The organism is Microcoleus sp. K1-B1, assembly GCF_036704705.1.
Taxonomy (GTDB): Bacteria; Cyanobacteriota; Cyanobacteriia; order Cyanobacteriales; family Microcoleaceae; genus Microcoleus.
Genome location: NZ_JAUBSH010000041.1, coordinates 32,934 through 55,400, shown reverse-complemented (window position 1 = coordinate 55,400; position 22,467 = coordinate 32,934). Strand labels below are relative to the sequence as shown.

Annotated in this window: 13 protein-coding genes and 1 pseudogene; 7 read left to right on the top strand and 7 right to left on the bottom strand. The window is 43.7% G+C overall.

All coding sequences use genetic code 11. From position 1 onward, the window contains the following. Positions 1-88 precede the first annotated feature (88 nt). Complete coding sequence (ffh, locus tag QUA83_RS16660) at positions 89-1,537, bottom strand: signal recognition particle protein (RefSeq protein ID WP_333294406.1); 1,449 nt, start codon at positions 1,535-1,537, stop codon at positions 89-91. Positions 1,538-1,845: 308 nt separating this feature from the next. On the opposite strand from ffh, the pseudogene QUA83_RS16655 reads away from it, so the two are divergent. Next, a pseudogene (locus QUA83_RS16655) lies at positions 1,846-2,071 on the top strand (type II toxin-antitoxin system HicA family toxin). Beyond that, the gene (locus QUA83_RS16650) at positions 2,068-2,295 is read left to right on the top strand and encodes a type II toxin-antitoxin system HicB family antitoxin (RefSeq protein WP_333210635.1); all 228 of its coding nucleotides are present in this window, start codon (positions 2,068-2,070) and stop codon (positions 2,293-2,295) included. Before QUA83_RS16655 ends, QUA83_RS16650 begins: the two are co-directional and overlap by 4 nt. A 93-nt stretch (positions 2,296-2,388) precedes the next feature. Here the strand turns inward: QUA83_RS16650 and QUA83_RS16645 are convergent, their stop codons facing one another. Beyond that, entirely contained in the window at positions 2,389-3,759 is a 1,371-nt protein-coding gene (locus QUA83_RS16645) for an NB-ARC domain-containing protein (protein WP_333294405.1), read from the bottom strand. A gap of 676 nt (positions 3,760-4,435) precedes the next feature. On the opposite strand from QUA83_RS16645, the gene QUA83_RS16640 reads away from it, so the two are divergent. Beyond that, the gene (locus QUA83_RS16640; RefSeq protein WP_333294404.1) at positions 4,436-5,215 is read left to right on the top strand and encodes a Tat pathway signal protein; all 780 of its coding nucleotides are present in this window, start codon (positions 4,436-4,438) and stop codon (positions 5,213-5,215) included. 388 nt (positions 5,216-5,603) lie between these two features. Here QUA83_RS16640 and QUA83_RS16635 read toward each other — a convergent pair whose 3' ends face one another. From QUA83_RS16635 to QUA83_RS16625, 3 genes are all read right to left on the bottom strand, one after another. Next, the gene (locus tag QUA83_RS16635) at positions 5,604-7,124 is read right to left on the bottom strand and encodes a tetratricopeptide repeat-containing serine protease family protein (protein WP_333294402.1); all 1,521 of its coding nucleotides are present in this window, start codon (positions 7,122-7,124) and stop codon (positions 5,604-5,606) included. A 183-nt stretch (positions 7,125-7,307) separates the two neighbouring features. Beyond that, positions 7,308-7,913, bottom strand: a complete 606-nt coding sequence (locus QUA83_RS16630; protein WP_333294399.1) for a Uma2 family endonuclease — start codon at positions 7,911-7,913, stop codon at positions 7,308-7,310. 214 nt (positions 7,914-8,127) lie between these two features. Continuing rightward, positions 8,128-8,910, bottom strand: a complete 783-nt coding sequence (locus QUA83_RS16625) for a calcium-binding protein (protein ID WP_333294398.1) — start codon at positions 8,908-8,910, stop codon at positions 8,128-8,130. 492 nt (positions 8,911-9,402) lie between these two features. On the opposite strand from QUA83_RS16625, the gene QUA83_RS16620 reads away from it, so the two are divergent. From QUA83_RS16620 to QUA83_RS16605, 4 genes are all read left to right on the top strand, one after another. Next, a complete protein-coding gene (locus QUA83_RS16620) occupies positions 9,403-11,787 on the top strand; it encodes a GAF domain-containing protein (protein WP_333294395.1) in 2,385 nt (794 codons plus the stop codon). After that, the gene (locus QUA83_RS16615) at positions 11,784-11,933 is read left to right on the top strand and encodes a hypothetical protein (RefSeq protein ID WP_333294392.1); all 150 of its coding nucleotides are present in this window, start codon (positions 11,784-11,786) and stop codon (positions 11,931-11,933) included. The genes QUA83_RS16620 and QUA83_RS16615 overlap by 4 nt, the downstream gene beginning before the upstream one ends. A 156-nt stretch (positions 11,934-12,089) precedes the next feature. Continuing rightward, positions 12,090-17,546, top strand: a complete 5,457-nt coding sequence (locus tag QUA83_RS16610) for an AAA family ATPase (RefSeq protein ID WP_333294390.1) — start codon at positions 12,090-12,092, stop codon at positions 17,544-17,546. 277 nt (positions 17,547-17,823) lie between these two features. Next, positions 17,824-18,261, top strand: coding sequence for a hypothetical protein (locus tag QUA83_RS16605; RefSeq protein ID WP_333294389.1), 438 nt, complete (start codon positions 17,824-17,826; stop codon positions 18,259-18,261). A gap of 90 nt (positions 18,262-18,351) precedes the next feature. Here QUA83_RS16605 and QUA83_RS16600 read toward each other — a convergent pair whose 3' ends face one another. Then, positions 18,352-18,774, bottom strand: a complete 423-nt coding sequence (locus tag QUA83_RS16600) for a DCC1-like thiol-disulfide oxidoreductase family protein (protein WP_333294387.1) — start codon at positions 18,772-18,774, stop codon at positions 18,352-18,354. Between the two features lie 70 nt (positions 18,775-18,844). Then, complete coding sequence (locus QUA83_RS16595; protein ID WP_333294385.1) at positions 18,845-21,925, bottom strand: PAS domain S-box protein; 3,081 nt, start codon at positions 21,923-21,925, stop codon at positions 18,845-18,847. Between the last annotated feature and the right edge of the window lie 542 nt (positions 21,926-22,467).

Genomic DNA, 22,467 nt, shown 5'->3' with positions numbered 1-22,467 from the left:
TTTACGAGATTGTGTGTTTTAGGCAATTATTTTCCGTGAAACCCGCCCCTACAATTTTTTTACAATGGTGCAATATTGTTGATATTTTCTACAGTTGTCCGAAACCTTTTTTTGGCTTATCTTTTTTCTTTTTCTTCTTCTGCTGGGCTCCCATATAGCCACGCGAACCGGGCTGCATTCCGGGGCCACCCATTCCCGGCATTCCCGGCATTCCCGGCAATCCTCCCATTCCTGTAAAGTTGCCTTGACTCATTTGCTGCATCATTGTACGCATTTTCTGGAAATCGCTCACCAGCTTAGTTACGTCGTTTTCAGCGTAGCCGGCGCCTTTGCCGATGCGGCGGCGGCGGGATGGAGAACTTGCTAAAAGTTCGGGATTGCGGCGTTCTTCAACTGTCATGGAATTAATCATGGCTTCGGTGCGTTTTAGCTGCACTTCTCCCTGCCGCATTTGTTCGTCTGAAAGTTTGTTCATCCCCGGAATCATTTTCATGATGCCACCGAGGGAACCCATATTTTTTAACAGTCTGGTTTGTTTGAGAAAGTCGGTAAAGTCAAACTTTGCCGTGAGCATTTTCTCTTGCATTTTTTCGGCATCGGCGATGTCAAATTCTTCTTGCGCTCTTTCTACTAGCGTCAAGACATCGCCCATGCCGAGAATTCTCGATGCCATGCGATCGGGATAAAATGGTTGCAAAGCTTCCACTTTTTCGCCGACGCCAACAAATTTAATCGGCGCGCCGGATATTTGCCGCACGGATAAGGCTGCACCGCCGCGGCTGTCGCCGTCTAATTTGGTTAAGATTGCGCCGGTAATGCCGATTTGTTCGTGAAAGGTGCGGGTTAAATTTGCTGCTTCTTGGCCGGTCATGGCATCAACAACTAACAGCGTTTCGTGGGGTTGTACTGTTTGTTTGATGCGGCCCAATTCTGCCATCATATCTTGGTCGATTTGCAGGCGGCCCGCAGTATCGACGATGATGGTATCGATGCCGATTTGTTTGCCGTGTTCGATGCCTTGGCGGGCAATTTCTACGGGGTCAATGTCTTTGCCTAATTCAAATACGGGTACGTCGATTTGTTTGCCGAGGGTTAGCAATTGGTCGATCGCGGCTGGTCGATAAATGTCGGTTGCGACTAGCAGTGCGGTACGATTTTGCTTGCGGAGGTGCAGCGCTAGTTTGGCGGTGGCGGTGGTTTTCCCGGTTCCTTGCAAACCGGCCATCAGCACGACTGTGGGCCCGGATTCGGCGGTGGCGAGGGGTACGTTGGTTTCCCCCATGACGCGCACGAGTTCGTCGTGGACGATTTTGATGAATTGTTGGTCGGGACGGACGCCTGAAACGACTTCTGCGCCTTGTGCTTTTGCCGCTACCTCTGAGATGAAGTTTTTGACGACTTGGAGGTTGACATCGGCTTCCAGGAGGGCGCGGCGGACTTCTTTGAGCGCGTCTTGGATGTTGGACTCGGAGATTTTATTTTGTCCGCGCAGTTTTTTCCAGGTGGATTCGAGTCGATCGGCAAGGGCTTCAAACATAGGGCATTGTTGGCTAGTCAGTCTTTTTAATTTTAAGGCTATATGGGGCTGTTTGGATTAATGTTTTGCTAATTTTTGAATAATTCTTTTTGGGCGGGCTAGAAGCCCACCCCACAAGCAAATTATTCATGTGTTGTGGAACAGGCAAGATGCCTGTTCCTAAAACTGCTATAAGATGTGAGTTTTTACGCGGATTGATGCTGAAACTAATTCAAATTCATGTAGTAGGGTACGTTTTGACAAACCATACTTTATGGAATATTATTAAACTATTTCCGTCACCTTGCCACAATTTTTTCTGTCTGCTTATGCCCAAAAAGATTCGAGAACTCAAAAGCCTGCTGCTAAAAGCTGGGTTTACTTATCGTTCGGCAAAAGGCAGCCATACAAGATGGGTTCATCCTTTACTACTATCATGAACCAATTACCATTGCTGGAAATGATGGCGATGATGCGAAACTGTATTTAGAGAGAGAAGTTAATCGAAAAATTGGAATATTGAAAGCAATTGAAGAAGAGGAACCTGAATCATGAAATTACCTTATATAATTGTTATTCAATGGTCGGATGAAGATAACTGCTACCTAGTTCACTTACCTGATTTTCCATCTCAGCAGTTCCACACTCATGGAAATACCTACGAAGAAGCTTTGCAGAATGCAGTAGAGGTATTAGAGCTTTTAGTTGAAGAATATCAGGTAGATGGTAAATCTCTCCCTGAACCTAAAACTCTCGTAGAAAACTTGCTGTTTGCTTGATTATTGATTTGAAGCTAGATCACTTCCCAAAAAAACAGGCGATCGCTCTTTTATGTAGAAGGGCGATTGTTTTTATATTTGGATGTTTTAAAGTTATTTGATGTTGGTTTTTATGTATTCTGCGATCGCCGGTTGGAGTTGGAAGAGGGTGCGATCGCCCTTTTGGACTTTTTCGATTAATAACCTCCGTCTCAAGGATTCGACGGCTTTTAGAAATTCTGAAGGGGATAATTCCAGAAGGGCTGGTTTTTTGGATATTTCGACTGCTTTGTTTTGATTCGCCAACCAGGACATTACTTGTTTTTCGGAGTCTGACAAGCGCTGAAAATGTTGGTGCAATAAATATTCTAAGTCTCCTAAAACTAGGCTCTCATAGGATAAAAATTCAGAAATATTGCCGCTAAATAAGTCTTGAATTGCAGCGGATACGGTATTTAACCACAATGGATTTCCTCGGTAAATGTCTATCAATTCTGACCATTTTTCAGATTCGGCTAGGCCTTTTTCTATAAATATTTCTCGCGCTGGTTCGCCTAAACTATTCAGTTGCAATGTTTGACACTTTTTCGGGTAGCTTTCTAATGCTGCAATTTCTCTGGGTTTTTCCCAACTAATCAAAACTATGCAACTGTTGTGGCATGATTCTGCTATTTGTTTGAAGAAAGTGCCATAATTTTCATATCCTGGTTGATAGTTTCCTGCTAGTTGTTGGCTGCTGAAAATTGTTTGTACGTCATCGAGGACGATCAGACAGCGGTGCGATCGCAAATAGTTGATTAAATATGGTAAATCGGTTTCTTGCTGCTGCGATAGGAATTTAATTAAGTCGGTTTGGAGTGTTTGGAGGGCTGGCGCGTCGCGGAGGCTTCGCCAGATTATACAGTCGAATTCATATTGAATGTGTTGGATTAGTTGGAGGGCGATCGCACTTTTGCCGCTTCCGCTTAATCCTAAGATGCTGATGAGACGGGTGCGGTTTTCCAAAATCCATTGTTTGAGGGTGGTGAGTTCGGATGTGCGAGCGAAAAATGTCGAGATTTCGGGTGCGTCGCCTAAGTCGATGCGGGGCTGTTTTGCTGTTGATTGGGGGTTTTGAGGTGTTTTGGGCGATCGCACTTTTTCACGACAAACGTTAAAGTTATTATTGACTGTGACATTCTCGCCAACTTTAATATTATCGCCAACTATAGCTAATTGATAATTATAAATTTTTTCCTTCTCTAATACAGTCCTAAAATTTGCTTTAGTAATATTTTTTCCTAATCCTTTAGAAAGTATTTTCCAAAGTTGTGATCCGACATTTCTGACATGACTTGGACTTGAGTAAACTTCTTGAGCAATTTGCGTGTAAGTTGTGTCTTGTAAAGTTCCCCGCAGAATAGCTTCTTGCACGTAATCTAAATGCTTTCCCGTCTTAGCAAAAATTAGCTCATCTGCCAGTGTCACAACTTCGGCAATATTCATAGATTAGGGAGAAGCTGGAGTTTACGCGATTCATTATACCTGACATTTCGTACAATCGTGACATTTTTGATTTTGTCATCTATCTAAAGTCAGGACTTTTCCTACACAGCTCATCCTTTATATTAATTGATTAAGGTATTAGAAGGATATTTATATGAAGCGAGTGCGGTGGCTCAGCGGTTTGTTCTCGGCTGGGGTATTGTCTTTTAGTTTAGCGACAGTTGGCGCACAAGTAGCCCAGGCCCAGCGACCAATCCATATATTCGACCTAAGCTGTGTTGGCAGATGGCCTAGTTATCAGGCTAGTCGCATTAGGAGTAGAGATGTTTCCATAGGTAGAGAACTATACACAAGTATTTTAGACACGCTACCTACCGGTTTCACTTGTAAACTTCCAGGCGGTCGCCTCTCTCTTCGATTGGAGTATGGAGTTAGTGATAAGGATAACATTCCACCCCCCAAAATAGACGTTTACGTAGATGGAAATCAAGTAGCTTCCCAGGTAGGAAAGGAGGGAAGAGTTAATACGATGCAGGTAGATGTTAGTAATGGTAAAAGTCTAGCTATTGATATCACTTGTTCCAGAGCAACAAATTGTGATGAAAGTATTACACCATACTACTTTTTCTCATTCCATATTATACCAGGCGCAAGCTCTCCAGGGAGTAGATAAATTATGAGTATCAGCCGCCGTCAATTTAATCGGATCGTTATCTGGGGTGGCGCTTCTTTTGCTGCTTCCGCCACATCCGGCATCTTTTTCCCCAAACCAGCCGAAGCTTATTCCCTAGAATTTCCGATTAGTGCCTTATCAGCCGATCGCGTTTTTAACGGTATTCAAAAATATTGTGGAGCACAGCCCATCCCCGGCGTTCTCTCACCAATCGTACAAGGCAATACTAATGTTAGCAGTAAAATAGAACCAGCGGCCGCTAATGCCATTCGCACGGCAGACAAAGAATTTGTTAACCGCAATTTTACCAGCAAAAGAACCGAATTAGCGGTAACTGGCAGCGGTTCTAATTTTGCATCAGATACCAGTCGGCTGTGGGGGCGGCAAAGACAGGATCAAGTCGGCCCGAATGTTGGTTTTGGCTTCGTACAAAAATGGGAAGATCAATATAGCGATGCCAAAATTTCCGGGCCGACAATGTGCGCTATTCATAACGCTCAACAAGTCTTAGCCGATCAAAGATTAACGCCTCCAGAAATCGCCGCTTCTGTATTGCCAACTCGATCGCGATTGGATGATTGGGGTTCTTGGGGAGGGGATGCCGATGCGTCTGCTGGGAGGAATCCCGGTGCTGTTTTTGCTCAATACGATACAGCCGCAGGTACAGTGACATCTCGCTATGATTTAGTTGAACCGGGGCAGAAAGGTTTTGGGCGTGTTGAGTATACTATTGAAGCGGAAGATCAGCCTCGGCGGGTGATTTTGGTGACGGTGAGGTTTTAGGGGAAATAGTAATATTAATTCTCGCGTTTGTTATCGGGTTCTACGGGGGTTTCAACCCCCGTCTCATAGCGAAAGTCCTTTGAAAAGGACTGAAATGCCGATCGACGGATCGTAATACAGATATTCGGTAGGGACACAGCAGTGCTGTGTCCTCTTTCTGTATTTATTTCGATAGTTTCCCTACGGCGGATACGGACACGGCAGTGCCGTTTCCCTACAAATATTCTGTGCAATTAATCGGATTTGATATTAGTCCTCTTGAGAGGACTTCAGCTTTGAGGCAGGGGTTTAAACCCCTGCCGGACTGTCGGACTATTGCGAAGGCAGGACTGGCGAAATATTTCTAATTTTGAGTACCGAAATAATGCAAAAGGTGTACTGTATTAAATCAATTTGACCTTTGCAATTGACCAATCAAATCTAATGCTTTTTGAGCATCATCGTTCATTCCTTGAGCCCTAAATAAACGAGCCGCTTGCTGCAAATCTGCGATCGCCCCTTGTCTATCTCCCATTCTCACCAACGTAATTCCTCGATTAGCAAAAGCCTTTGCATAATTGGGATTGAGTTGAATTGCTTGAGTGTAATCAGCTAAGGCAGAGCGATCGTTATTGATGCGAAACATCGCTAATCCTCTGTTAAAATAAGTGTTAGCGCGACCGGGATTGATTTGCAGCGCTTGATTGAAATCGTCGATCGCTCCTTTTTGATCGCCCAAGTCCGAAAGTGCTAATCCTCGGTTGTTGTAAGCTGCTGCAAAGTTTCTATCCAAGCGGATGACTTGAGTATAATCGGCGATCGCCCCCGGTTTATCTCCCATTGCCGACAAAACCAACCCCCGATTGTAGTAAGCGTCAACATAACTGGCATTTAGGGCGATCGCCTTGCTATAATCAGCGATACTCTTGGGCATTTGTTTCAAATCGAAATAAGCGAGGGCTCGATAGAAATAAGCTTCCGCGTAATCAGATTGAGTTTGAATTGCTTGGTTAAAATCGGCAACAGCCCCTGACAAATCTCCTTTGTCAAACCGAGTTAAACCGCGAACATAATAAGTTTTAGCATCTTGCGGATTGTTCAGTTTCAGAGGTGCATTAGCGGTTGGAGAGGTATTAATTAAAAGTGCCGATCGATTTAAGCCAGTCTCGGATAATTTAGAGAGAAAAGTGTTAATAGGAATCGCTGAATTGAATCCTGTTTTAGTAATTGCTTTATTACCTATGAGGAATTTTTTGTCCGTATCTGTGACATCATCTAAATCCTGATCGCCCTGTCCGTGAATCCCAACTACGCGCCCTTCTACATCAAATACCGGCCCCCCACTCATTCCCCCTTTGGTGACAGCGTTGTAGCGCAAAGTATAACCTTGTGCATGATTCGGGAGACGGCTGGTAACAAAGCCCGGTGAAAATTCAAAATTGCGATTGGTTCCGTACTTTTCTTGCAACTCATTAGCTGGATAGCCAAACACAAAAATTCCTGTACCAACTGCAGCTTGTTCGGAATCACCTAAAGTCACAACAGGATAAGATTCTGCACTGTTAAATGTTACGACTGCTAAATCTGGAGCATTCTGGCCTTTCTGCAATAGTACACTACGGGTTACTTGATAATCTTTTCCTGTAGAAGTGCGAATCGTATAAGTAAATTTAGGATTGACAACAACGTGATTAGCTGTCAGTACAGTGTAAGTCGTGCCTTTTTTAGCAATAATAAATCCAGTTCCGCTACTCACCATGTTGGAAGATTTACCATTGATTTGAACGGTGACTGATTCAGCTAATTTTGCAATTTCTGGTGAGGAAATCGCGAAAATCGGTGCAGGCGCAAAAATGACTATTCCTGCTACCGTTACCGTTCCTGCTAGGATGCTGGTGAGGGAATCAAAGCGCGAATAACCCCTATTCATAGGTGATTGCTGAAGAGTAAGATTTTTTATACTGCGAATAGTATAGATTAAAATAAAATTTCTGCAAACCAGAAACGCTGGATGTTTTCCGATAATTTCGATTTTTATGACATTTCGTACATTTCGTATATTTCCGCCCTTGTCGGCATTACTAGGTCATATTTTATTTGTATATCTTCTAAGTTAACCAGCTCGAACTGCATCCCGAAACACTTTCAAAGCTTCTTTTTCTTCGGATATTTGCAGGCATTTCCCCAGCAATTCTAGATCCAAATCCGGCAACAGCATACTCCGATAAACGCGATCGTAACCCTCCGAGTTCAGTTGGTAAATCGAAAATACTGCGTCTTCCCAAAACCAAACTTCCGCTACGTTAAATCTGCGGTAGTATTCCAGTTTATTAATAGTTCCGCTAGTAAAAACAACTTCGATAGCCAAATCGGGTGTTTCTCGCTGCCGCCGGTCTTCGCCAAAGTAGTAAGATAAATCTGGTTCCTTGCTGCTGCCTTTTGTTTCCCCTTGGAGTGTAGCACTCCCTGTCGGTGTAAAACTAATATCTTTTTCCAGGAAAAAGGTAATTAACATTCCTGCCAGCAGGCATTTAATGGTTTCATGTTCCGGCGAAAGTGTCATAATTTCCACATATCCGTCGAGGTAAGACAAGCGAACACTGCGAGTGTACTCTAGCAAGGAATCCAAAGCTTTGAACTTCTCCCAAGTCATTGATAGTGGCAAAATCAACCGCTGTTCCGGGAGTGCAGTTAATTGGGGGTGAGTGGCAATGGTCATATATACTTTACCCGAATTTTAATTTCTACTTTTAGATTAGCCTAAAAAATATTTAAAGGGAGAACTGTTTTAATATCACTTTTGCAAAGTACGGTTGCGTATAGATTCATTGCCCGCTATCTGTAGGGACACGGCAGTGCCGTGTCCCTACGCAAAATTGCCGTGTCCCCTACCCGGAACTCGCTCTATTGCCCGTCTAATTCTCTACAAATAACTAAGCCAAAAACTGGAATTGAGAACCGTTAACTGCCAAAGCAAAAGGACTTGCCTGTTCAAATGCACCCGTAAGTTCAAAGCTGTTGGTATTTAAAACTACCCCCACAATCTGTCCGGTAATTATGTTTTCAATCACCATGTCGTTGATAATTCCGTCGTTATCGTAAGCAATCAAATTGTCGTCTTCAAAGAAAAGGTCTAGTTCTGTTAAACCGTCCGTCAAACCGATGCGATCGCCCTCGTCGAAGTTAAAATCGGTAATGACATCGGCTCCATTTATACCAAATGCTTCATCGTTGCTTCTGAGCACGAATATGTCAGCACCGAGGCCTCCCGTGAGCACGTCAACTCCCCGATCGCCCGCTAAGAAATCGTTGCCCTCATTGCCCTCTAAATCGTCGTCTCCTTGCCCTCCCCGCAGGATATCGTTTCCGAACCCTCCGAAGATAAGGTCATTTCCGGCGTCGCCCCTAACTACGTCGTTGCCATCATTTCCATCCAGGCGATCGTCCTCTTTCCCGCCGTAAATTATGTCATTTCCGCCACCACCACCGATAATATCATTGCCGTTATTTCCTAACAGACGTTCGTTGGAATCCGATGAACCTCCTATAGTATCGTTGCCATCGAGTCCCCAAACTCCCCAGGGAAAAGACGACAAATTTCCATTCCCTACGTTAATCTCATCGGGTGTAGCGAATGCCAAAAGACGTGGCCCGCCGCCAGCAAATATAGGAAATCCCGTCACATCGCCGATGAGATTGTTAACCGTTAAAGCCATAACTATGTCCTTTCAAAAATCATGTTATCTGTATTATATATGTTAATTCTTGCCTTGCCAAATAGAAAGTTATATGGTAATTTGTATCGCAAGTTTATTTGCTAAATTAGTGACCAGCAACCTGTTTGCCAATTGGTAATTACCAATTGGTAATTACCAATTACCAGGGCTGTGCCTCATTCAATCCAAACCTGCTATACATCTCGCCTTTTAGTCAAATAGCATTAGTTGCTGACACTATCCGCTACAGTCTACCGCTTATAATGGGTGTTACCCCCCAGGCGGTAACACGTTAATATCACCTATAACGTCGAGACTGAGAGGTTGTTTGTGAATAAAAGTAAAAGTCCCTGGGCCCATCGTCCGAGAAAAAACCCAGTTTCCGATACCCACGCACAAACTTTACAAACAGGATCTAAGCTCTTTACAAAGCCATAATCGCCGATCGCTGACATTTTTTGGCAAAATCCACTGCTTTCAGGTGTTTTACTCATGTCTACTCCTAAATCGTCTTCCCATCAAAACAACAACTCCGTAAAATCACTGCCAGCGACAGATATCGTCCCAACAAAGCCAGACAGTAACAATCTGCCCAGCGAACCAAGTATAGAACAGCTACTGGAAGCTTTGGCGGGCCAAGTACCCAGTCAATCTTCTGAAATTGAACCCTGGAAAACGTGGAAACAAGATTTACAGCGATTGTTTCAATTTCTCGGCGATCGCCGCGTTTTAATCGCAGTAATGCAACCGGGAACTTTTGCCCTGCGGTACGCTAACGCAGCATTTTGCCGCTTGGCCGGTTGGGAGGAAACGTCCTTGGCAACTCAATCTACCAACGGTTTGTTTGCAGAAACCGACATCTCTTTGCTGCAACTGTTCAAGGATGGGGACGGCAAAACAGCAGAACAATTGTACCGTCGCCACCTTTTGCACTGGGTATTTAAGCAATATTATCAAATTGAAATCGACGGTTTGCGGGTGCTAGAAGAACCTGCCACGGCGAGTGTAAAAAACCCCAAACACCGAGAACCAAGATTTATAGAATTTTGGCTGGGTTCGGAACAGTTAAAAATTACTCGAATTGACTCAAAAATAGATGAATTTGCGGATGTTTCTTTAAAATTAATGCCTGTTGCGGAACGGGAAGCTTGGCTGATGCAGCCGAATCAACTGGAAAATTTAGCCGATCGATTGCAGTTGGATAATTATCGCGTAGAAGGCTTGCTGCTGCTAGAAGGTTTTGATGTCACTGTGCAGGAGCAAATTCGGCGGCTGACTCAGTTATTGATCGATCAAGATTCGATGCTGCGGCCAGACAAATTTGAGAAAATCGATCGGTGTTTGCGATCGCTCTTCAATGCTGACGGCACTTTGCTGCTGCGGCCCGACGGCGAACAGGTACAGCTATTAGTTGCAAAAGACGGTCAACATTTGCAGCCGATTCTTTATTCAATGCACTCCCTAGAAGCTTCTCACTTTTTGAAGGCCACAGCAGCAAATCAAGTTTGGAACGTGCCCGACTTGCGTAGGGAGTGCGAAACCGAGTGCGATCGAACTTTGCGGAGAATGGGAACTCGATCGATGCTGCTGGTGCCCCTGGTAGTCAAATCCGTCACCCGCGAGGGGTGCGGGCAGCGGATTTTGGGTGTCGTGGGGCTGTTGTGCGATCGGCCAAACCACTTCAACGGCATTGACGCTCAACACGCCCAAGAACTCATTCCCGCCTTCATTGCAGCCCTGCGGCAAGCCATACAGGAGCGGTTTACCCACATTCACAACATCCACCCCGCAGTCGAGTGGCGGTTCGCCCAAGAAGCAGAAAGGCGAAGTTGGGGACTGCCTCCAGAAACAATCGTATTTGCTGACGTTCATCCGCTGTACGGAATTTCGGACATTCGCGGTTCTAGCGACGAAAGAAATCGAGCCATTCAAACTGATTTGCTCGAACAATTTCGCTTAGGTTTAGTCATAGCTGATGCTGTTTGCCAAACACAAACTACCCACCTCGGCGAGCAATTGCGGCTCGACTTGCTCGACTACATCCAGCATTTAAAACAAAAAGTAACAGTCGATATGGAGGTGCGAGCCGCCGAGTATTTAAACGAGCATTTAGAAGTATATTTTGACTATTTTGTGCAGTGCGGGCCCAAGGTTCAAGCAGCCGTTGAAGCTTACCAAGCAGCCTGTGAAAATGAACATAACTGCGTTTACAGCGATCGCACCCGGTACGACCAAATGCTGAACTTAATCAGCACCAAACTCCAAGAAACCTGGGCCCGCTGGCAAGAAAAAATGCAGCAAATTTTGCCCCACTACTGCGACATCGAATGCACCGACGGCATGGATCACATGATTTATGTAGGAAAATCGATCGATCCCAAATTTAGCCAGTTTCACCTGCACAGTTTGCGGTACGAACAACTGCGAGCTATTTGCGATTGTGGCCGCACAGTTTTTCGCCTGCAAGCCGAGTCTCAAATCAACATGGAACTCGCACATTTAGTCTTAGTGCAGAATACCACAATCGACATTTTTCACAACGAAAACACCGAAAAAATGTTTGATGTCAAAGGCACTCGCGACATCCGCTACGAACTTGTCAAAAAGCGGATCGAAAAAGCCGTTGACAAAGACGCACAAGAGCGGATTACCCAGTCGGGGATGTTAACTGTCGTTTATTCCACCGAGGAGGAGTGGGAAGAGTATCAGCAATACTTGCGCTACTTGTCTCGCGAAGGTTGGGTAGAGCCAAAAGTTCAGACTGGCATGGTAGAATCACAACAAGGAGTTAGCGGTTTAAAATTCGCCCGCGTGCGTATTTTGCCTGACCCGGAATCTATTTCTACTATCTGTGAAGTTACAGTAGTCAGCGATTGATAACCCGTTCAATTGCCTGTTTGAGGCCGAGTGCGATCGCTCCCATCTCCTGCTGTTTGACGGAGAGTGCGATCGCTCCGATGCCCCTGAAAAACGGTGCAGCGAAAGCATTCGGGACTCACACACAAGACCAATATTACATTTAAGATGTTGGTTGACACCAACGACCCAGCCCACATTTTCACTTAGTGTATATTCCGTGTGATTTGGAATCGCCCAATACACGATCGGAATCACACAAAATCTAGATTAAGTAGTGTTAATCTAATCCTAATTAGCTCTTGTAATTTTTAACTTAAGTGATGTTAACCTTATCAGAATACCAAATAACTTCTACTCTGCACGAAGGCGTGGAAACAATAATCTATCGCGGACAAACACCGACAGACGCGCCCCCAGTAATTCTGAAAGTCCTCAAAGCTGAATATCCCACCCTCGAAGCCATTACCAGGCTCAAACACGAATATCAAATTCGCCAAAACTTAGACAGCCAACAAATCGTCAAAGCAATCAGTCTCGAAACATTTGACCACCGATTAGGAATCGTTTTAGAAGACTTTGGCGGCGAATCCCTCGCCAAACTGCTGGAAAGAGAAACCTTGAGCTTGCAAGCAAATTTAAACATCGCCATCCAAATAGTCAAAGCCTTACAATACCTGCATTTCCAGCACATTATTCACAAAGACATTAAACCCAGCAACATCATAATTAACTCGCAGACAAAACAAGTAAAACTCACAGACTTCGGCATTGCTACAAAACTCAACAAAGAAAACCCACAATTTAACAATCCCAACTCAGTCGAAGGCACATTAGCCTATATGTCACCCGAACAAACCGGGAGAATGAACCGCACCCTCGACTACCGCACAGACTTTTATTCCTTTGGTATCACATTATATGAAATGCTGACCGGAAAATTGCCTTTCCGCAGCAACGACCCCTTAGAAATAGTTTATAGCCACATCGCAGTTCAACCAATATATCCCCATCAAATCAATTCAGAAATACCTGTAGCCATCTCAGAGATAGTGATGAAATTGATGGCAAAAAATGCCGAAGATAGATATCAAAGTGCGGCAGGATTGTTAGCCGACTTAGAAATTTCTTTGCATCATTTAGAAACCACCGGACAAATTGCCGACTTCATCCCCGGACGCTTAGATATTCTCAGCCAATTGTTAATCCCCCAAAAATTGTACGGTAGAGAACAACAAGTCAACGAACTATTAGCAGCATTTGAACGTGTAAGAGGGGGTTTAGCTAACAATTTGTTAGAAAAATCAGCAACCTTAGAACAAAAGTCGCTCCCATCAGGAAGCAGCGAATTAATGCTAGTATCAGGCTACTCAGGCATCGGAAAATCAGCCGTAGTCAACGAAGTTAGCAAACCAATTACCAGGTCAAAAGGTTACTTCATCAGCGGCAAATTTGACCAATTAAAACGCAACATTCCTTATGCCTCATTAATCCAAGCATTTAACTCCTTGCTGCGGCAATTGCTAACAGAAAGTGCACTTTCATTAGAAATATGGCGCACTAAAATTTTAACAGCAGTGGGAACAGACGGCCAAGTAATTGCCGACGTAATTCCAAAAGTTGAATTAATCATCGGCAAACAGCCAGAAGTCCCCGAACTAGCCCCCGTAGAATCCCAAAATCGATTCAATCGGGTATTCAAAGAATTTATTCGCGTTTTCGCCCAAAAAGAACACCCCCTAGTTATCTTTTTAGACGATTTGCAGTGGGCAGATTCAGCAACATTAAAGTTGATGCAAATACTGATAACTGACCCTGACCAAGAATATTTGTTGCTAATCGGTGCCTATCGAGACAATGAAGTTAGTCCGACTCACCCCTTAATTCAGACTGTAGAAGAAATTGAAAAGACTGGTACAATAGTCAACAATATCGTGTTGCAACCGCTGGATTTAGCAAATGTGACGGAATTAGTGACTGAAACCCTTAACATTTCTACAGAAAAAGTAACAAATCTAGCCGAGTTAATCTGGAATAAAACGGGTGGCAATCCTTTTTTCTTGACTCAATTACTCCAAGCACTTTATCAAGACTCTCTTTTAAAATTTGAATTTGATCACATTACAAATGAGGAAAGTCAAAGTGGCTGGTATTGGAGTATCGATGAAATCCAAGCCATTGGAATCACCGATAAAAGTGTGGTGGAACTGGTAGCTTCTCGCATTGAAAAGCTGCCCGCACCCACGCAAGAAGTGTTGAAGCTAGCAGCTTGCGTGGGAGATAAATTTGCTCTAGATGTGCTGTCACTTGTTAGCGAAAAGTCAGCTAATACTACAGCAACTGAACTTTATTCAGCTTTGCAATCCGGGTTAATTCTGCCCTTGAGCGATGCCTATCGCATTCCTTTAGTTTTCGATCGAGCCGAATCAATCAACCTCAAGTTAGACACTTCGCGGGTTAGTTATAAATTTTTGCACGATCGCGTTCAGCAAGCGGCATATTCGCTAATCCCCGAAGACCAAAAGCAATTAACTCATTTAAAAATCGGTCAATTACTGTTAAACAATACTCCACCAAACAAGCTAGAAGAAAACATCTTTGATATTGTCAATCAATTGAATGTTGGAATTGACACGATTAGCCAACAGTCAGAAAAAACTCAGTTGGCACAATTAAATTTAACTGCTGGGCGCAAGGCAAAAGCGGCTGCTGCCTATGAAGCTGCTGTTAGGTATTTGCGGGTTGCTATGGAATTATTGCCGGCCGATTCTTGGCAATGTCACTATGACTTAACGTTAGAAATCTACGAGTCAACAGCAGAAGCTGAATACTTAAACATCAACTATGAAGATTCAAGAAATCTGGTTGATATTGTACTGCAAAAAGCTAAAACTTTAATCGAAAAAGTGAATGTTTATGAACTTCAAATCCAGTCTTATAACGCTCAAAATAGAGTAGTAGAAGCCCTCAATACAGGACTGGAAGTGCTGAAACTGTTAGGCATTTCTTTTCCTCAAAATCCCCACGCGCTACATATTATGGCGGGACTGAGTAATACCAAACTGAGCTTGGGATTGAAACGAATTGAGGATTTAGCTAACTTCCCAGAAATGATTGATCCCGAAAAACAAGCAGCCATGCGGATTTTATCAGGGATTCTCAGCAGTGCTATTCAGGCAAAACCCCCACTGATACCGCTGCTGGCATTTAGGATGGTCAAGCTGTGTATTAAATACGGTAATTCCCCTTATGCAAGTATTGCCTACGTTTATTATGGCGTAGTTATGTGCAAGTTAGGGGACATTAGTTTGGCATACCAATTCGGTCAACTCGCAATTAGGCTGTTAGACAAATTTCCCTCCCGTTCAATCAAAAGTAGAGTTTATGCAACATTTGGTTCTTTTATTCACCACTGGAAAGCCGCTCTTAAGTCAGGATTAGGTGATCTCAAAGAAGGGTTTAAAAATGGGATGGAAACTGGAGATTTGGAATTTGCTGGTTATGCTATAGGTGCATATTGCTTAAACAAACTGTCGATAGGAGAGCCTCTTGATTTGGTGGATCAGGAGACTGGGAAATATATGAAACTAATGCAGCAATCTCAACTTGAAATGGCTGTACAGTATATAAGTATAGCTAGCCAGACAGGCCTCAATTTGCGCGGTCAAGCTGTCGAACCCTGTCATTTAGTCGGTGAGAGATTTAATGAACTTAAAACGCTCCCCATTTTAATAGAATGTAAAAACTTTTTTTTAGTTGGGTTGGTTTATAATGCCAAAACTCAGCTTAATTTTCTCTTCAGAAACTACGCGCAAGCATTAGAAAATTCAAGATTATTTGAGAAACATGAGGAGTCTGTAGCCGGATTTGATGTGGTTGCTCTGAATAATTTTTACTCCTCTCTCAGTATCATAGCTTTGTATCCCCAAGCTGGCAAAGGGGAACAAAAGCAATATTTGGAAAAAGTGCTGCAAAACCAAAAGAGGATGAAAAAATGGGCAGTTCATGCTCCGATGAACTATCAACACAAATACGACTTAGTAGCAGCGGAAATAGCGCGAGTTTTGGGGCAAAATACCGAAGCAATGGAATTGTACGATCGCGCAATTGAGGGATCTGCAAAAAACGGTTACATTCAAGAGGAAGCATTAGCCTATGAATTAGCAGGAGAATTTTATCAAGCTTTGGGTAAAGAGATAGTTTCTCAAGCATATCTGACTAAAGCCTATTATGGATATATCCATTGGGGAGCCATCGCTAAAGTTAAACACTTAGAATCAACACATCCTTTTTTAGCAGCACAGACGCGCACAATTCCAACCCCAACCCTCGATGTCACCCGCACTGCCACGGGAAATACTACCAGTAGTAGTTTAGGCGATTTATTAGACTTAGCTACTTTTATTAAGTCGGCGGAAGCCATTAACGGTGAAATTGTTCTAGAAAAATTGTTGACCAAATTAATCAAAATTATTTTAGAAAATGCGGCGGCTCAAAAAGTAGTGCTGCTGCTGCTGAAAAACGATATTCTCTGCATAGAAGCTACTGGCACTCATGGGGAGGATACAGTGACACTTTTACCCTCTATTCCCGTAGAAAATCGTCAAGATGTACCCCTGTCTGTGATTAATTACGTACACCGCAGTCAAAAGCATCTGGTTTTAGACAATGCGACTGTCGCGGAACCTTTTAAGGTAGATACCTACATTCAGAAATATCAACCAAAATCAATTCTCTGTTTGCCGATTATTTATCAATCTCAGCGGCGGGGAATAATTTATTTAGAAAATGCTTTGACAGTAGGAGCTTTTACAGCAGAGAGAGTAGAAGTATTCAAAGTGTTAATTTCTCAAGTTGCTATTGCTGTAGAAAATGCTGGTTTGTACGCGCGCGAGAAAGAAAAATCTCAACAGTTAGAAAAATCTTTCAATGAACTGCAACAGGCGCAACTGCAACTCATTCAAAGCGAAAAAATGTCTGCTCTCGGCAATTTGATTGCAGGGGTTGCTCACGAAATTAACAATCCGCTTGGTTTTATTGCGGGCAATCTTGATGCTGCTGCTGAAGCGAGCTTAGATTTGATTGATTGCTTACAACTTTACCAAGAAAAATTTCCTAATCCTGGAGATGAATTACAGGATAAAGCATCGGAGATTGATTTAGAATATTTGATCGAAGATTTGCCGAAAATGCTTTTATCTATGAAATCAGGTACAGAGCGCATCCGCAATATTAGCAAGTCTTTGCGGACTTTTTCCCGCGCTGACAGTGCGAATAAAGTGTCAGCAAATATTCATGAGGGCATCGACAGCACTTTGATGATTTTACAGTATCGTCTGAAAGCTAAAGATACTCGCCCCGCGATTAAAATTATCAAAGAATACGGAGATATCCCGCCCGTTAAATGTTATTTTGGGCAACTGAATCAGGTATTTATGAATTTGCTGGCAAATGCGATCGAGTGTTTTGACGAATCCAATCAGGGTCGTACTTACGCTGAAATTGAAGCTTTACCGAATACGATCGCCATTATCACTCAAGTCTCCGAGGATAGCAACAGCGTGGTGATTAAAATCAAAGATAACGGTCAAGGGATGTCATCGGAGATCAAGTCGAAAATATTTAACCATTTATTTACTACCAAAGGAGTAGGAAAAGGTACGGGTTTGGGGTTGTCCATCAGCAGGCAAATTGTCGAAGAAACCCACGGCGGTAAACTAACTTGCGAATCGGTGCTGGGAGAAGGTTCGGAATTTGCGATCGCCCTTCCCTTGAATTAAAATTATGGAACTATGGCGTGTATTAAAACCCGGAGAGCTTCTCTAACCCTACTTAATAAGGGAGGGACAAGATTCTGCTCAAAGTCAACCCCTACTCCACTTTTTAAGGGGGATTTAGGGGGAGCGAGACTCGGATAAAAACAGCACAACACATATATGAAAATTTGTCAATGCCTAATTATTTCTGAAAAAGTCCGCTGTTGGCAGTCTACATTCGGCAGTATGCAGTTACATTATTAGCTAAATGTAATAACTATATTTGATAGGAGTTTTTCGAGTGAACGCTGCCGAACAAGCCAAAAATATAGAAGTTGCCAGCAAAATTGCTGCGGTTGTTAATTTATTCAAGTCCGAATTCCCGGATGCAAAAGTCGATTTGAAACCTTGGATGAATGACGAGGATACCAGAGAACTTGTAGATCCAGATTCGATCGACATTGGCTTCCATTTTCCCGGTAGAAGCCGCTTGCTGCAAAGCCGCAGCATTTTGATTCAAATCCGATTTTACCAAGATCCGGTGGAAGGATATCGGCGGGCGATCGGAGTTGAGGCCGCCGGTTACGATCATAGTGGTCAGCAGTGGCACTTTTCTACTGTGGAAAATTGGAATTTTCTCGGCCTAACCGAACCTGCGCTGGAATCGGCGCAAAAACTCAAAGACTTTTGCCAGCAGATATTCGATTTGTTTAATCAATCAATCGATTTTAGATTTTAGATTTTAGATTTTAAATTGAAGGTCAATCGGCGATTGAAATCGGGCAACCACGGGGGGATTGCCCCTACGGAAACGAAGGTGGAGTTCATGTTAGTTCTGATTGTCGCAATTGTCGATCGACTTACAGCCAACTGGATAAACAGATTTGTAAGTAGTCGATCGCTTGCCAAACAAAGTATAGCGGTTATCGCGGACTTGTTCGTACACGCGATCGCCCATCCACTTCATCCCCGGCATTGCCCGATAAGCAGCCACAAACACCTCGCCAGCAGGAAGTATCCGCCCGATTTCCTCCGCCGCATCGCTGCCCTGCCAGCGCCGTTCCGGGGTGTTGCCATCTATCAAAATCATCCCCATTTCGCAGTCACCAGACGTAATCCCAAAGCGATTTAATTGCTCTAAATCTTGCATGGAAATATACTCAAAATTCTGGCCTTTGTCTAAATTTTCTAGTAACTGCACCAAGGTAACGCAGAGATTGCAATTGCCGTCGTAAATTACGTTATATTTCATTAGTTGACTGTTGGCTGTTGACTGTTAGCTGTTGACTGTTGACTGTTGACTGTTGACTGTTGACTACTGACTACTGACTATTCCCCACAGGAATCTCGATCGCAAATTCCGTGCCTTGACCCGGTGCAGAATTGCACTTAAGCAGCCCGCCGTGTTTTTCCACCACAATTTGATAACTGATAGACAGCCCCAAACCAGTACCTTTACCGGGTTCTTTCGTAGTAAAAAACGGATCGAAGAGCCTTTTGTGAACATCTATCGGAATCCCCGGCCCGTTGTCAGCAATCCGAATCACAATATGAGAAGGATGCCGCATTGAATCATCCGAAACAGCAGAATCTGCCTGCATCAAAGCATCCTGTTCATATTTTACATCCGTACAAATCCGCAGCGTCGGCGAAGGACAATAAGGAATAGGCGCCAGTAGTCCCTCTGCCCACTCTCCAGTCTCCATTGCCTCTTCCAAAGCATCAATTGCATTGCCAATAATATTCATGAATACCTGATTCAACTGTCCTGCATAACACTGTACGTGGGGCAAATTCCCGAACTCTTTGAGCAGCGTAATTTTAGGACGCCCTGCCGTTTCTTTCAACCTGTGCTGCAAAATCAACAAAGTGCTTTCAATCCCTTCGTGAATATCCACCTGCTTTTGTTCTGCTTCATCCAATCGCGAAAAATTCTTCAGTGAAAGCACAATTTGGCGAATTCGCTCTGCTCCCATTTTCATCGAATTTAGCAGCTTCGGCAAATCTCTCAGCAGGAAATTTAAATCTACATCATCTATCTCTTGTTGAATTGCCGGTGTGGGCTGCGGGTATTCCTGCTGGTAGAGTTGCAGCATTTTTAGCAAGTCTTTAAAGTAATCGTCAGCGTGCATGACGTTGCCGTAAATAAAGCTAACTGGATTGTTGATTTCGTGAGCAACCCCAGCGACTAATTGCCCCAAACTTACCATTTTTTCATTTTGAACCATCATGCTTTGAGTTTTATGCACGTCCCGCAGAGCTTTTGCCAATTCTTGATTTTTAGTCCTCAATTGACTTTCGGAAAGCCGCACCGCTTCTTCTGCGTGTTTGCGATCGGTAATATCTTTGCGAATTGCTACATATTGATGGGGTTCGCCGCTGCTATTTAAGAAAGGTACAATCGTAGTATCCAACCAGAAGAATGTGCCGTCTTTAGCTTGATTTTTCATTTCTCCTCGCCAAACCTTTCCCTGGCGGATGGTTGACCAAAGCTGCTTGAAAAAATCGGCTGGGTGATAGCCAGAATTGACAAGTCTGTGGGTTTTGCCGATCAGTTCTTCTCGGGAATATTTAAATTGTTCGCAAAATTGATCGTTGACATAGGTAATGGCTCCGAATTCGTCGGTATTCGAGACAATTGCCGATTGATCCAAAGCAAATTTTTCAAATTCCAACTCTTTGAGAGTTTGGCGCAATTCTGCTTCTGCTTGTTTGCGATCGCTAATATCGGTAATCATCCGCAAAACACCTGAAAATTCGCCCTCACCGTCGAACATCGGCGTCGCCGACACGATGGCCCACAAGTGAGATCCGTCTTTCCGAGTAAACTTAAAATCGTGGCGTTCGCGAATACCTTGCCGCCTGCGCTGGACGTAACTTTCTGCTATTTTCCTAGACTCGCAGTCGATAAACTCAAATAGCGATCGCCCCAGCATTTCCTCCACAGTATACCCCAGCATTTCGGCCATCCGAGAGTTAGCAAAAGTCGTGATACTTTCGCTGTCAAACATCCAAACGCCCTCCGAAGCCGTCTCGACAATGCAGCGGTAATAATTCTCCCTCTCCCTGAGTGTTTCTTCTGCTCGCTTGCGATCCGTAATATCAGTTTGCACCGCAATAAAACCTTCGAGTTCCCCATTTTCTTGATAAATTGGGGCGATCGAAAGCGCCACCCAATAACCCTTTCCATCCTTTTTGTAATTGTAGATTTCCTGATTAAACGGCACCCCCGCAGACAATGCCGATCGCAGTTGAGCAATAGTTAGCGGGTCTGTTTCAGGGCCTTGCAGTACATCACCCGGTTTTTTTCCCTGCATTTCTGCCAGCACATAACCACTAATCCGAGTAAATCCTTCATTCACCCATTCAATGCAGCCTTGAGCATCAGTAATAATCACACCATTTTGCGTTTTTTGAGCCACAATAGCTAACCGTGACAATTCGGTTTCAGTTTTTTTGCTTTCCGTAATATCTTCAGCAATACCCAGAATGTACTTAGGCGCGCCCGACTCGTCAAACAAAGGAACTTTTTTCGTGTGCAAAATCCGCGTTCCTCGGTGCAGAAGTTCGATAGTTTGTTCGGGCAAATCGACGCCTTTTCTTGTTGCCAGCACTTCTAAATCTTGTGCTTGCAAGTAATTGGCATGATCTGACTCCAACAAGTCAGCAGCATTGTTTAAGAGCACTTCATCCCTGGAATAGCCAAACAATTCTTCGCTAGCAGTATTCCAATAAATAAATTTTTGCTCTACAGCATCTTTAATAAAGACGCTAATCGGCAGATTTTGCAGTACCGCATTCAGAAAATCTTGAGTGTTTCGCAGGTTTTCCTCAGCTCGCTTTCGTTCAGTAATATCCAAAATCACTCCGTCGAGATAAACAACCCGACACTGAGAATTTGCGATCGGCGAAATCGGCGAAACGGGCGAAACCACAGCCGACAAAAAGCCCTCAATTTGCCCTTGCCCCTCTTGTCTTCCTCTCACCTCGTCCGCCTCGCCGCAAACAGCTTTGCCTTTTTCGTAAACCCAGCTAATGCCGCCGTCAGCCCGGACAATCCGGTATTCAAGGATGTACGGAGTTCGGGTTTCTACACTTTTTTTGACAACAGCATCCACATTTTTGCGGTCTTGAGGATGGATAATGCTGGCAAAAGAACGGACACGATCGTTGATAAAATCAGAAGAGGGATAGCCTGATATTTCTTGAACAGCCTCGCTCAAAAACGCCATTGTCCGTGTTAATTCCCCGGCGTCCATATACTCGCAGGTACAGCGGTAGACAGCACCGGGAATATTAGCTACTAAATTTTTATATCGTTCTTCGCTTTTTAACAAAGATGAGCCGTCTTCGTTATTGTGATCGCCGTTCTTAACTTTAGAAGAATTGGAAGAAATTTGCATGGTTTTTTTCACTTGTGAGTGCGGGGGCAAGTGGTAGAGTAGATGACCCTATAAAAAGTGAATTTAATGTGCGAAATAATTCGTTATAAACTAATATAGTACAAAATTAGTTCTGCGAACATTCAGAAAATTTGAGGGCGGGTAATAGGTAAAGCTAATCAAGCCTAGAGATGTAGAAAACAGTTCGGAAACGCATTGTCTAACGGATTTAATGGATTTAACTCACGCCCAGAGCACCATTATCAAGAACCGGCTTTCCGGTCTGTTCCACAACAAGTGCATTTTCTTGTGAAGAGAACTATTCTCAAGAACAGGCAATATGCGTGCGTAAGTCCTGCCTTATTGAGAATGGTGCAACATAATGAGTTAAATTCACATCTTGCACCATTCTCAATAAGCCTTTTCTGAACAGGCAAGATGCCTGTTCCACAAGAAAATTTATTCTTTGTGGAACAGGCATCTTGCCTGTTGCTGACAATGGTGCAGGATCTCAGTTTAACGGATTTAACGAATGGATGTTGAGGTTCGAGGGAAAGAGGGAA